This window comes from Mannheimia cairinae (assembly GCF_028649535.1).
GTDB lineage: Bacteria > Pseudomonadota > Gammaproteobacteria > Enterobacterales > Pasteurellaceae > Mannheimia > Mannheimia cairinae.
This window is the reverse complement of sequence record NZ_JAQSJE010000007.1, coordinates 102,879-115,727: the sequence shown is the minus strand read 5'-3', so window position 1 is coordinate 115,727 and position 12,849 is coordinate 102,879. Positions and strand designations below refer to the sequence as shown.

The following is a 12,849-nucleotide window of genomic DNA, read 5'->3' as shown; positions in this document are numbered from 1 at the left end:
CAAATGACTTTTTCTTCTGAAGCTATATATATTTTGAGAATAATTGCTGAGGCGGGCAGTTTTTGTGAGGCAGCAAAAAAACTTCATAGAGTTCCATCCGCAGTAAGTTATATGGTCAAGAAACTTGAGGATGAGTTGGGGGTTTGTTTATTTAATAGAGATGGAAAACAAATAAGTCCAACTGCTGCTACTCAACATATTATTACTCAGGGAGAGTGGATTTTACAGGGAGTATATGATCTTAAGCGTCATGCTATTCAGTTAAGTACAGGAATAGAGCCTCACTTTACTATAGCTTTGAACTATATCATGAATCCTCACCCTATTACAGATTTGCTTAGAGAGCTAGCAATTAGATTTCCTGTAACAGAATTTTCGATAAGAACGGAAGTTTATAATGGATGTTGGGATGCTTTATATGAAGATCGTGCTGATTTCGTTATAGGTGCTCCTCAAAATCCGCCATGGCCTGATGATATTTCCACTGAGCCAATGGGAAAAATAGGATGGGTATTTGTGGTTGCAAAAGATCATCCTGTTGCATCAATAGATGGGATTTTACGGGCTGACCTCTTACGTAATTATCCTTCAGTTGTGGTTCATGATTCATCTGTGGCATTACAACCTAAGAAAACTTGGGCTTTGCGTGGGCAGAAAATGATATATGCAGCTGATTTAACGATGGCTAAAAATCTTATAGCTAATGGCATAGGTATAGGTTTCTTACCTGAGCGTTTTATTTCAGATCCTTTAACTCAAGAAAGAATAGTTGTTAAGCAAATTTCAGAACATAAACATCCGATAGCGATTAATTATGCTTGGAAAACGCACAGTCAAAGTTCAATTCTAAAGTTTATTGTTGAATATTTAGTAGATGAAAAGCGAAAGGAAGAGTGGCTTAAATAGAAAGAATTAATTTATTTCACATCATTAATAATTAGTTTTTTACAATCAAGGAGAAATTTATGAATGAAGAACTTTTTGAAGCGGTAGCTTTAGGTAATAAAGAGAAAGTAAATATGCTTTTGGCTAAAGGTGCTGATATTAATGCTCAAGATAAAGGGAAAAGAACACCTATTCTTATTGCAGCACAACATAATCATCTTGATTTAGTTCGTTTTCTTGCAGAGCAAGGGGCTGATATTAATGCTCAAGATAATAAATCATTTAACCCTTTTATTCATGGGTGTATTTTTAATAAATTAGAGTTGGTTAAATTGATGGTTAAATTGGGGACTGATATTACTCGGTTAACTCGTTTTGGTGGTAACGGTTTAACTCCAGCAGCAGAGAAAGGACATGAAGAAATTGTAAAGTACCTGCTAGAAAACACAGATATTAATGTAAATTTAACTAATAATGTTGGTTGGACAGCATTGATTGAGGCGATCATTCTAAATGATGGTGGAGAAAAAATGCAAAGAATTATTCGTTTACTTTTAGAAAATGGTGCAGATCCTACTATGACTGATGAATGGGGTGTTCCGCCAATAGAATTAGCAAGACGTAAAGGATATCAAGAAATAGTTTCTATTATTGAGGAATATTTGTAGTGAATTAAATTGATAACGTGGTATTTATAAAGAGGTATTGGATGAATTTTGAGTTTTATTTAATCGATAAAATCTTATTACCAATGTACGCTTCATTAACTTTAGATGAAAGTAAGATTTTTTCTCGGCATAATCACGTTATTAATTTTATATCTTCAACAGGGTATTTATTTGCAGTAGTTGATGAAAGCGTACCATTGGCTCCAAGACAAATAAGAGTTAAGGGAAATCACTTATCATTTAATATTAATACCCTTACCCTTCCAAACACTCCTCCTCCATCTTTTGATTGTTCATTGTTAATACCAAGAAGAGATTATCTTAACAAGATAGTAATTGAAGATGGATGGAAAGTATTATCGAATAAGCAGTCAGAGCCTAGGGGAGAATTTCAATATTTATTATATAAATCTTTGAAGGCTAATATAAAAAGTCTATTTGTTGAACTTGAAAAAACTCGACCAGATCTAAATTTTCCTGTTTCGAAACTACTAGGATTAGGCTATGGATTAACTCCAACGGGAGATGATTTTTTATCTGGGTTACTGATCAGCCTATCATTGGCTCAAAGCCCATATTCTCATCAACGTAATTATTTAGTGGATGCTATATATAAAAGTATTTCACAAACAAATCTCATTTCTGCTGCTTTCATTTCTGATGCTTGTAAACAGCAAATTAGTGTTCCTATACAGAATTTTATCAATGCCCTTTTGGGTAAAGATACTAATAATAATGTTATTTCTGTAGTTACATCATTAGGTCATAGCAGTGGTTATGATTTACTCAGTGGTCTGCTTGCAGGTCTTCCTCATCCAATAGAAAGGAGAAAATTATTATGTCCTTACATAGTCGATTAAAATCGAATACTTATATTGATTCAGTCACTTTAATGGCAATTTCAACAGCTGTAAATAAGCTAAATGGTGTAGCACAAGCTCAAATAGCTATGGGAACACCAATGAATAAAGCGGTTTTAGAGAGCGCTGGATTATTAACAGAAGAATTATCTAATGCTGGTAGTTCAGATTTAATGTTGGCTCTTATTTTGGAGGATGATGCTAACGTAAATGATATTTTTTTAGAAGTCGATTCGTTATTAACTCGTAAACCGAGTCAAATCAAAAGTAATGATAGAGAAGTGTTTTACTCGTTAGAAGCCGCAGCTGAGAATGTACCAGATAGTAATTTTGTAGTTATTTCTGTAAATGGTGCATATGCAGCAAGAGAAGCACAAAAAGCGCTTACTCTAGGTAAACATGTAATGTTATTTTCTGATAATGTTAAGATTCAAGATGAAAAAAATCTAAAAGATCTGGCTCATGATAAGGGATTATTACTTATGGGACCTGATTGTGGGACTGCGATTATCAATGGTGTGGGGTTGGGATTTGCTAATAAAGTTCGTCGTGGAAATATTGGAGTTATTGGCGCCTCGGGAACTGGTTCACAGGAAATTTCAGTAAGAGTTCATGAGTTCGGTGGAGGAATCTCTCAATTAATAGGTACAGGAGGAAGAGATTTATCTACAGAAATTGGAGCAAGAATGATGTTAGATGCATTAAAAATGTTGTCTGAAGATGTATCTACTGAAGTAATTATTTTAGTTTCTAAACCACCTGCAAAAGAAATTGCAGAAAGAGTGTTATCTGCTGCTGCGAATATCGATAAACCTATTTTTATTTGGTTTTTAGGTTATCAAGATCAGCAACATGAAAATGCAAAAGTGAAATTATTCTCATATAGTAAGCCTTGTGCTATGGCCGCTGTTATTGCATCAGGGGTTTCTGAAGAAAGTATTGATAAACATGCATTAAATATCCCTTTAATTGAGGAAGTTCGTGCGAAGTTAAAACCAGAACAGAAGTATATTAGAGGCCTATTTTGCGGTGGAACTTTATGTGATGAAGCCATGTTTATTGCTTCAGAAAAACATTCAGATATATATTCTAATATTCATCCTGATTTAGATCATCGTATAGGTCCTAATGATAAAAGTAAATGTCATACATTTTTAGATTTTGGAGATGATGCTTTTACAAATGGTAAACCACACCCAATGATAGATCCAAGTTATCGTATAGAGAGAATTTTAGAGGAAGGACGAGATCCTGAGGTTGGAGTTTTATTATTAGATTTCGTTCTAGGTTTTGGAGCGAATTCGGATCCTGTAGGCATAACTTTAGATGCTTTGGTTAAAGTTAAGAAAGAGGCTGAACAAGCAGGACGACATTTAGAAATATTGGCCTATGTACTTGGTACAGATTTAGATGACCCAAATGTAGTAAGTCAAGTTGAAAAATTGAATCGAGCTGGAATTACAATTGCTTCCAGTTCTACTAATGCAGGGTTACTTGCTCGTGAATTTGTGATTAAAGGAGCTTAATGATTATGACAACTTTATTTGAACAACCACTTAATGTAATTAATATAGGTATTAGTCAATTTTCGGAAGATTTGCAGAAACAGCAAGTACCAGTAACGCAGTTAGATTGGAAACCAGCAGGAGGAGGAGATGAAAAACTTATTGAATCTCTTGCTATTTTAGAACAAGCAGAGATTGCAGAGAAAATTAATGCTGCTAATCAAGAGGCCTATCAGAGAATTATTAGTGCGCAACCAGTTTTAAAGTCTTATGCTCAAGCAAAAGATGTTATTCCAGGAATGACAGATAAAACGATTTTACATGCAGGTCCACCTATTGTTTGGTCTAAGATGAATGGACCTATGCGAGGAGCTATATGTGGAGCAATTCTTTTTGAAAAATGGGCTAAAAATCTAGATGAGGCTGCTGAATTAGCAGCTAGTGGAGAAATTAATTTCCGACCATGTCATGAGCATCAAGCAGTAGGTTCGATGACTGGTGTAACTAGTCCGTCAATGTATGTTCATGTAGTCAAAAATATGACTCATGGCAATATAGCATTTACAAATCTTTCTGAGCAATTAGCTAAAATTTTACGAATGGGGGCAAATGATCAAAGTGTTATAGATCGTTTAAACTGGATGAGGGATGTATTTGGCCCTATATTGGCTCAAGCAATGACTTTTTGTGAGGAGGGAATCGATTTACGATTAATGTTATCTCAGGCTCTTCATATGGGAGATGAATGTCACAACCGTAATGTAGCTGGTACAACATTACTTATCCAGAAATTAGCACCTTATATTCTTGATACTGATTTTAGCACTAAAGATAAAAAAGATGTATTTAATTTTGTAGCTTCTTCTGATTACTTCTCTGGTCCAACATGGATGGTTTGCTGTAAGGCTGCATTAGATGCAGCACAAGGGATTGAGCATTCTACAGTGTTAACAACAATGGCAAGAAATGGAACTGAGTTTGGTATTCGTGTTTCAGGTCTTCCTGGTCAATGGTTTACAGGCCCTGCACAACAAGTTATAGGTCCAATGTTTGCTGGTTATAAACCAGAAGATTCAGGATTAGATGTTGGTGATTCAGCTATTACTGAAACTTATGGAATAGGTGGATTTGCAATGGCTGCTGCTCCAGCAATAGTTTCATTAGTTGGAGGGACAGTTGATGATGCGATGATGTATAGTAAAACTATGCGTCAAATTACAACAGGAACAAATCCTAATGTAACAATTCCAGCACTCAATTTTATGGGGGTACCCACAGGTATTGATGTGAGAAAAGTTATTGAGTCTGGGGTCCTGCCAATAATCAATACTGCGATTGCTCATAAAGAAGCTGGTATTGGAATGATAGGGGCTGGTATTGTTTATCCGCCGATGGAAGCTTTTGTTAAAGCTATGCATGCAATTGCGCAACAATATAGAGGTTAATATTATGACAGGATTATGGAAAAAAGGAGATTGGGCAGCTTTCTTTGGCCTATTTAGTAATAATTTGACCAATCTGCTAACTATGATTGCGTTACTGACTTTGGTTGTTGGTATTCCTAAAGATATTGTTTTTGGGCAAGTTGCTCCTGCGTTTGGATTAGCTGTATGCTGTGCATCTGTTTTTTATGTTATTTTTGCAAAACAGTTGGCTAAGAAAACGGGTCGTGATGATATTGTTGCATTGCCATCTGGACCAAGTGCTCCATCTATTTTTACAGTTACATTTTTAGTTTTACTTCCCGTTTACCAGGAAACTCAAGATTACAAATTTGCACTTAGTATAGGTCTTGTTTGGGGATTTGTAGAAGGCATGATGTTATTTTTTGGTGCATTTATGGGAGATTTTTTACGTAGGGTTGTTCCTAGAACTGTTCTGTTGTCTTGTTTAGCTGGTCTTGGCTTATTATTGTTAGCTATGAATCCGATGCTTCAGGCCTTTCATACACCAGTTGTTGCCTTTGTAGTGCTTGTACTAATCTTTATTAATTGGTTTGGGCGTTCCCCTATGTTCAAAAAAATTCCGACAGGATTGTTATTATTGATCGTTGGATCTTCACTAGCCTGGGTTTTTGGTTTACAAGATCCGTCTGCTATTGGAACAGCCCTACATAGTGCAGGTTTTAATCCACCAACACCTCATATCAATGATTTTATTGATGGTATTCGACATGCAGGGCCATATTTAGCTTCAGCCGTTCCATTAGCATTAGCTAATTATGTTTTTGATCTTGAAAATATTGAGAGTGCTCATGCAGCTGGTGACCCATATCCAACCCGTCGGGTAATGCTTGCTAATGGTGGTTCAAGTATGTTCGGCGCATTAATGGGCAATCCGTTTCCTGTAACGGTATATGTAGGCCATACAGCATACAAAGAAATGGGGGCTGGAATAGGCTATACATTAGCTACAGGTCTAGTTATGTTACTAGTTTGCATGTTTGGATTAGGAGCTTTCTTATTATCTTTGATTCCAATGGCTGCAATTGCTCCAATTTTAATCTTTATTGGAATTGTAACAGCAAATCAAGTTGTTCGTGAAACCCCTAAACTTGAAGTACCTGTAATTTTCGTATGTTTATTCCCATGGATTGGGGCTTGGGCATTAACGCTTGCTAATAATGTACTAAAAAGCGCAGGAACGAATGCTGGAACAATCGGTTGGGATATACTACAAAAAGCAGGAGTTGATTACACAGGATTATACCATTTAGGTAGTGGAGCTCCTTTGTCATCACTATTGTGGGGGTGCATCGCAATATTTGCTATCACAAATAATCCTAAAAATGGAGCAATTGCAGCAGTTATAGCAGCTATATTATCTTTCTTTGGAATAATTCATCAACATGTTCCTGTTTTTGGTGGAGAGGCTCCGCTTATGTTTGCTATGTCCTATTTAATGGTAGCTGGGCTATTATTTTTAAAACACGTTTTAAATAAAAAGGATGTGGAATAGATTTTTCAGTTAAGTAATATTAAATTGGGACTTATATTATACCGAGCTATTCAGCTCGGTATTTTTTTGTTATATTGTCTATACGTATATAAACCAAGGATAGTTAAATACTCAAAATATCTTTAGCTATAAAATTCTCTTTTGTTTAAACTTATGAAAGCTAATTATAGGGGAATATTAAGCTTGAATATAACAATAGATATAAACACAACTAAAATTTATTTAGACATAACTAGATGTGTTTACAATAGACGAAACTTTATAATATCATAAAGGAATATTCTTATATAATGATTATTTTTTACTTAAATAATTCAATTTGAGTAAGTTTACTTATTCCATTATATATCCAATTACTAGTTTCTGCCGTTGGATGTTTGAATGTAGAAACTTTCATTTCTTTCTTATTCTGTTGAGAAATATACTCCGTTGGTAATTGTTCTGAGTGAATTACTTCACAAAGTATTTCTGCTAATTTACTACCTCGAATATCATCTAATGTGATAAAATCTTCGTCATTACTTTTTTTAAGTAATCTATCTGAACGTTCAATCAACGTTATATTTTGTTCATTGAGGATTCCTTAGAGTAGCATTTAGAGTAATTTCTTAATACCGTTCCAAACCCAGTTATTATTTGTCTTTGTAGCTTCTACATGTCTAAATAACGACATTTTTCCATCTTTTGAATCAACATAATCACTGTTTACACCTTCGCTTGATACGATTTCAATAAATAGCTTAAATAAGTTCTCATCTCGGCTATAAACATTTCCCTCACCTGACAAGAACTGTTGAATACTTTGAGGTTCGTAAACGACACTACTAAAACCTGAGTTTTCTTTTTCATTTCGAGCAGGGAAACTTAATATAAAGAATGTTCTTTGTTGCACATCTACTCGCAATATTAACGCTGCTACTGGATAATGTTGTCCTATTGAATTAAGAATTTCTTCTAATGAAACTAACGTAAAGTTATCACTTTCATTAAAACCCCGTTTAGGTGTGTACCAGTAGACTTTTGCACCTTTTTCAAAACGTAAACGTTTAGCGTGTTCCCATACAGTATCTAGACGTGATTTTCCTTCAATTTCTTGATTGCTAGGAATGTCATAGAAACAATTAGCAATACCTGTATTACCTGTTTTTCCTTGTTTCTCACCTACTCCATAATTTTCTGGCTCATCGTAGTTTAAGACTTTAACTTTACCACCTTCAGAGGTTTCTTGAGTAAGTCTAATGCGGTTTATTTCTCGTTGTTCACCTAGTAGTTTTAAATGTTCTATTACATCCGCCGTCACGAGGTTATTGACGTTATCTAGTGCTATATCTAGCTTTTCAAGCTCGTGTTCTCGCTCATATTTTCGTGTTCTGTATTGAGATTCACCATTATATTGTTCTTTACCATCTTTGCTCACTTGTATCGGAGAATGGTAATAAAGATTAATTGCTTCTCCTTGAGGTTGACTAATTCCTGTAATTTGGCAGCAAAGTACAGAATTTCCTAACTCAACACCATAGAATGAAAGTGCGATTGGTTGGTCGTGCCAACAATGGATTAGGTAACTAGGATTCTTATTACCTTTGGAAAGAATGATGTTATTCATTACATCTTTTACAACTTTTTCTGTATATTTACTATATTTTAAATGATAAAGAAATACGGCATCTTTTGTGGAAAGGTTATTCGGTACAAATATGCCTTTGTTTTCAAATTTTTCCCGAAGTCGTAATTTTTCTTCAACCTTGCTCCAACTATATGTAATCAATATGCGTTTTAACTCGCTTGAATAACCATAGTGAGCCATAAAGAAATGGAGTGGGTGAATAATGTAGGATTTGTTGCTGTTTTGAGGGTTAATTACTAGCAGTTTATTCCCATCTCTTTTAAAACTATCTAAATATGATGAGTGAACGTATTTGTCTGCTTCGAGTGGGTGCGGTGTTCTGTTCATCCAAAGAGGTTTATAACTCAAACCTTGCCCTTTTGAGAAAGTAACTTCAAACTCTTTAAGTCTGAACTTATATTCAGATTCGCCCTTTTTCCAAATGCTGCCAAACGGAATTTTATGTAAGTAGTTGATAGGTAAAGCAACCCTAAAGAAACTTTGACGCAAGTTGTCTGTTTCCTTATCTGTATAGGTGGGATTAGTTAAATTGATAAAAGTGACTTCAACGAGTGTTTTAGATTTGTCTAATGAAAGGCGGTTTTCATACCAAGTAACAACATATTCATGTTCTTTATTATAGAAACCACGAATCGGGTTTTCAAAATATTTTTTTAAATTAAGTGAACATCTCCAACGAACTCTCTCTAAATTATTTTCATCAAAATATGACATAATCCACATCCTTTCTATTATTTCAAGAGATATGTAGATTATAAATGATGTGGTAGCTATGTGACAATTATTTGTATCGTTTGTCAGTTATTTGTAACTTTAACACCGCCCCCCACCAATGCCACCATAGAGGCACTATGATGTGGGGCTCGAAATGGACGTTGTTTCCAATTCTGAAAATTCAATTCATTTTGCACAAGGCTGGTTACCGAGGCAGTTTCTATCGCCTCTTGATCTGACATTTCAGGCAATAAATCCGCCAAACGACTTGCCAGCATTGTTTTGCCCGTCCCTGGTGGACCTAAAAAAAGAAGATTATGTTGCCCGGCAGCTGCAATCATCAACGCTCGTTTTGCGTGTTGTTGCCCAATAATATCGGTTAAATCTCGGCTTACAAGCGGCCGATTTTCTATAGAATTTTGCGAAATTTGCTGACAAATCGGTAATTTATCTCGCTTATTAAGCATATTAACCACATCAAGTAGCGAACCGGCATAATAGGTTGTCGCATTAGAAACCAAGGAGGCTTCATTGGCATTTTGGCGGGCTAATATCATTTGCCGTTTGGCTTTATCGGCAGAAATGACCGCAGGAATGGCTCCGTGCACACCTCGCAAATGCCCTGTTAAAGCTAATTCTCCCAAAAACTCAAACTGTTTAAGTAAATCAGAATCAATCTGCCCAGAGGCAGCCAAAATACCGATTGCAATCGGCAAATCAAAACGACCACCCTCTTTGGGTAAATCGGCGGGAGCAAGATTTATGGTAATTCGCTGTGGCGGATAGATAAAATTCGCATTAAGCAATGCACTTCGCACCCGATCGCCAGCCTCCTTTACCGTTGCTTCCGGCAAGCCTACTATAGTTAATTTCGGTTGCCCGTTGCTGATATGTACCTCAATCGTCACCAATGGGGCTTCCACCCCTATAGATGCTCGGCTGTAAACTATCGCTAATGTCATAAAAAATGAAAAGTCAGAAATGGATAAAAACAGAATAAAAGGAAAGTAAAAAAGGTGATAGAAACAATTTCTAATTTTTCGAGCGAGATCGCAAAAATAGTTTTAGGCAAAAGAAAAGCCGATCAAAAATCGGCTTTAGGAAGGATTATTTCACAATTTCAACTGGTCCGTGATCATCGCAATGATCTCCGTGCTGATGATGTAAACGACCATCTACGATGTAATCGATATGATCGCCGTGCGGTACGGCTTCGTGCCCACAGCCTTCACCGTGAACGTGATCGCCACAGTGATGAGCCGCATTACACTCATCTGGGTTTTGTTCATTTACATCTAGCGTATGCTCATCGTAATGATCGCCGTGTTTGTGGTGTAAATGCCCATCGTGTAAATAGTCGATATGATCGTTATGTTTAATTGCGGTATGTCCACAACCTTCGCCGTGTTGGTGGTCGTGGTTTGCGTGTGTTTTACAAGACATAAATGCTCCTTAATAAGCGAATAAATCAGTTTGATCCTAATCTGAAATTCAATACAATTCAAGCAGTCTCTATGGTATATTTTATGCAGTCTAGAGGAGCAAAAAATGAAAACTGAATGCGATATGATTATAATCGGTGGCGGAATGGTTGGGGCTGCCACAGCACTTGGGCTGGCAAAACAAGGGTTGAATTTAGCCTTAATCGAGAAAAAACCATTACCGACCTTTACCCCAAACGCCGCTTATGATCTGCGAATTTCTGCTATTAGCCAAGGCTCAATTCAGTTATTACAACAACTAGAAGTATGGAGCACTATTTCCGCAATGAGAACCTGCCCCTATACTGCACTGGAAACTTGGGAAATTGAGGGCTTTAACACGGCATTTTCCGCTGATGAAATCGGGCTAGAAAAACTGGGCGATATGGTCGAAAATAACGTGATTCAAATTGCATTATGGCAAGCGTTACAACAATATCCAAACTGCCAACAAGCGGTCGGATTTCAACAAATTTCTGCAAATAGAGAAGAAAATCGCTGGACGGTTAAAGTTGATGATAAAACCTTCTGTGCCCCTATTATCATTGCCGCAGACGGTGCCAACTCCCAAACTCGCCAATGGGCTGGTATTGGGCTAACCAGCTGGCAATACCGCCAACACTGCTTATTGGCGACTATTACTTGTGAAAATCCTACTCCACCTGCTACTTGGCAACAATTTTATCCGACAGGCCCTCGTGCGTTACTGCCACTTGCAGGTAACAATAGCTGTATTGTTTGGTACGATTCACCTCAACAAATCGCACAACTTAAAGCCCTTCCACCAGAAAAACTGACCCTTGAAATTGAGAAAAACTTCCCTGCTCGCTTAACTGCAGAATTAGGTAAAATTCAAGTTCAAGCATCTGGGGCTTTCCCCCTAACTCGCCAGCACGCTCAACATTACGTACAAAACGGTGTCGTGTTGATTGGCGATTCTGCCCACACCATTAACCCTTTAGCAGGGCAAGGGGTAAATTTAGGTTTTAAAGATGTAAAAGCCTTGCTGGAGGTTATCGAACAAGCGGTCAAAAAAGGGGAAAATTTTGCAGATGAATCAATTTTAAAACGCTACGAACACAAACGAAAAACAGATAATTTACTGATGCAAACAGGAATGGACGTGTTTTACAAAGCCTTTAAAACCGAGCTACTGCCCGTTAAAATCGCCCGTAATTTAGGGCTAGTATTTACGGAAAAAGCCACTCCACTTAAAAAACAGATCTTAAAATATGCGATAGGTATTTAACTGACAATAAAAAAGAGGAGTCATCACTCCTCTTTCCGTTATCGCTGGCTTACATCGCAATAATCACGCATTCTGCTACACTACGAGCATTTGACTGTGCTCTTGAGGTTGCCGCTCTGTCGCCAATCGGCCCGACAAAAACACGGTTCCATTCTGCACTGCTTGCAATACGAGCATTAAAACCGGCCATTGCTAGTCGTGCCTGCATATTTTCTGCTTGAGCTTTATTTTTGAAGGCTCCACACTGTAAACCAAATTTACCTGCTTGATTTGCTGCTTTTTGAGCAGGGCTTGCTGCGGTTGCAACGATTTTAGCTTGTTGCTCTTTTTTCGCTTTTTCTGCTGCTAATCGAGCTTGCTCTGCTTTTTTCGCTTCTTCTTGTCGTTTTCTCTCCGCTTCACGACGTCGCTCTTCCGCACGTTGTACTAATAAAGCCTCTTCTTCTGCCCTTGCTGCTAACTCAGATTCACTTAATGCTTCTTCTACTGTTGTTGTATTGCCAGCTGTATTATTTTGCTGAGATTGTGCCGCTAATCGAGCTTCTTCTTGTTTGCGTCTTTCTTCAATTTGTTGCTTTTGCTGTGCGGTTAATTGTGCTAAACGCTCTTGTGAAGTTTGGCTATTATCTGTAATCACAGTACGGGTTTCTAAATCACGAATATAGCTCCAAGTCTCTTCTGGGCGGCTTGGTAACTCACTTTTAGATTGTTGATTATTAGGTTGTATCGTTGTCGGAACAACAGATGTTGGAGCACTGGCTTTTAAAAACCATAAACTTACCCCACTCACTAAAATCAACACAATAATTACCGTTAAGATTTTTTTGACATTATTCTCTTTTTTTGTTTTTTTGCTCTTTTTTTCATTTGAGCGAGCAATATAATCACGCTGTGGCACTCTA

General features: G+C 36.9%; 11 protein-coding genes and 1 pseudogene. 7 read left to right on the top strand and 5 right to left on the bottom strand.

What is annotated here, in order from left to right:
• Window positions 1-3: 3 nt before the first annotated feature.
• From PTQ27_RS07405 to PTQ27_RS07380, 6 genes are read left to right on the top strand one after another with little or no spacing between them, the layout of a single operon-like run.
• A complete protein-coding gene (locus tag PTQ27_RS07405; RefSeq protein WP_273749145.1) occupies window positions 4-906 on the top strand; it encodes a LysR substrate-binding domain-containing protein in 903 nt (300 codons plus the stop codon).
• Window positions 907-965: 59 nt separating this feature from the next.
• Window positions 966-1,553: an ankyrin repeat domain-containing protein gene (locus tag PTQ27_RS07400; RefSeq protein WP_273749146.1), complete on the top strand. Its 588-nt coding sequence runs from the start codon at window positions 966-968 to the stop codon at window positions 1,551-1,553.
• Between the two features lie 41 nt (window positions 1,554-1,594).
• Window positions 1,595-2,413, top strand: a complete 819-nt coding sequence (locus tag PTQ27_RS07395; RefSeq protein ID WP_273749147.1) for an oxamate carbamoyltransferase subunit AllH family protein — start codon at window positions 1,595-1,597, stop codon at window positions 2,411-2,413.
• Between the two features lie 32 nt (window positions 2,414-2,445).
• Window positions 2,446-3,939, top strand: a complete 1,494-nt coding sequence (gene fdrA / locus PTQ27_RS07390) for an acyl-CoA synthetase FdrA (RefSeq protein ID WP_273749148.1) — start codon at window positions 2,446-2,448, stop codon at window positions 3,937-3,939.
• A gap of 5 nt (window positions 3,940-3,944) precedes the next feature.
• Window positions 3,945-5,363 (top strand): YlbE family protein, encoded by a 1,419-nt coding sequence (locus PTQ27_RS07385; RefSeq protein ID WP_273749149.1) that lies wholly within the window; start codon window positions 3,945-3,947, stop codon window positions 5,361-5,363.
• A 4-nt stretch (window positions 5,364-5,367) separates the two neighbouring features.
• On the top strand, window positions 5,368-6,876 hold the full coding sequence (locus PTQ27_RS07380; protein ID WP_273749150.1) for a SulP family inorganic anion transporter: 1,509 nt from the start codon (window positions 5,368-5,370) through the stop codon (window positions 6,874-6,876).
• 301 nt (window positions 6,877-7,177) lie between these two features.
• On the opposite strand, the gene PTQ27_RS07375 is transcribed toward PTQ27_RS07380, so the two are convergent.
• The 4 genes and pseudogenes from PTQ27_RS07375 to PTQ27_RS07360 all read right to left on the bottom strand — a co-directional run bounded on the left by PTQ27_RS07375 (window position 7,178) and on the right by PTQ27_RS07360 (window position 10,660).
• Window positions 7,178-7,432: a hypothetical protein gene (locus PTQ27_RS07375; protein WP_273749151.1), complete on the bottom strand. Its 255-nt coding sequence runs from the start codon at window positions 7,430-7,432 to the stop codon at window positions 7,178-7,180.
• 39 nt (window positions 7,433-7,471) lie between these two features.
• Entirely contained in the window at window positions 7,472-9,217 is a 1,746-nt protein-coding gene (locus tag PTQ27_RS07370) for a hypothetical protein (RefSeq protein WP_273749152.1), read from the bottom strand.
• Between the two features lie 104 nt (window positions 9,218-9,321).
• Window positions 9,322-10,179: pseudogene (locus tag PTQ27_RS07365) on the bottom strand (YifB family Mg chelatase-like AAA ATPase); the annotation flags it as partial.
• Window positions 10,180-10,324: 145 nt separating this feature from the next.
• The gene (locus PTQ27_RS07360) at window positions 10,325-10,660 is read right to left on the bottom strand and encodes a hypothetical protein (RefSeq protein WP_273749153.1); all 336 of its coding nucleotides are present in this window, start codon (window positions 10,658-10,660) and stop codon (window positions 10,325-10,327) included.
• 105 nt (window positions 10,661-10,765) lie between these two features.
• Here PTQ27_RS07360 and PTQ27_RS07355 point away from each other — a divergent pair, with 105 nt between their 5' ends.
• A complete protein-coding gene (locus PTQ27_RS07355; protein ID WP_273749154.1) occupies window positions 10,766-11,947 on the top strand; it encodes an FAD-dependent oxidoreductase in 1,182 nt (393 codons plus the stop codon).
• A gap of 49 nt (window positions 11,948-11,996) precedes the next feature.
• On the opposite strand, the gene ftsN is transcribed toward PTQ27_RS07355, so the two are convergent.
• Entirely contained in the window at window positions 11,997-12,845 is an 849-nt protein-coding gene (gene ftsN / locus PTQ27_RS07350) for a cell division protein FtsN (protein WP_273749155.1), read from the bottom strand.
• Between the last annotated feature and the right edge of the window lie 4 nt (window positions 12,846-12,849).

What these genes read in the sequence shown, in the direction of transcription:
- PTQ27_RS07405 (WP_273749145.1), top strand. Translation starts at nt 4, where the DNA reads ATGACTTTTTCTTCTGAAGCTATATATATTTTGAGAATAATTGCTGAG.
- PTQ27_RS07395 (WP_273749147.1), top strand. Translation starts at nt 1,595, where the DNA reads ATGAATTTTGAGTTTTATTTAATCGATAAAATCTTATTACCAATGTAC.
- PTQ27_RS07400 (WP_273749146.1), top strand. Translation starts at nt 966, where the DNA reads ATGAATGAAGAACTTTTTGAAGCGGTAGCTTTAGGTAATAAAGAGAAA.
- PTQ27_RS07380 (WP_273749150.1), top strand. Translation starts at nt 5,368, where the DNA reads ATGACAGGATTATGGAAAAAAGGAGATTGGGCAGCTTTCTTTGGCCTA.
- PTQ27_RS07370 (WP_273749152.1), bottom strand. Translation starts at nt 9,217, where the DNA reads ATGTCATATTTTGATGAAAATAATTTAGAGAGAGTTCGTTGGAGATGT.
- fdrA (WP_273749148.1), top strand. Translation starts at nt 2,446, where the DNA reads ATGGCAATTTCAACAGCTGTAAATAAGCTAAATGGTGTAGCACAAGCT.
- PTQ27_RS07360 (WP_273749153.1), bottom strand. Translation starts at nt 10,660, where the DNA reads ATGTCTTGTAAAACACACGCAAACCACGACCACCAACACGGCGAAGGT.
- PTQ27_RS07355 (WP_273749154.1), top strand. Translation starts at nt 10,766, where the DNA reads ATGAAAACTGAATGCGATATGATTATAATCGGTGGCGGAATGGTTGGG.
- PTQ27_RS07385 (WP_273749149.1), top strand. Translation starts at nt 3,945, where the DNA reads ATGACAACTTTATTTGAACAACCACTTAATGTAATTAATATAGGTATT.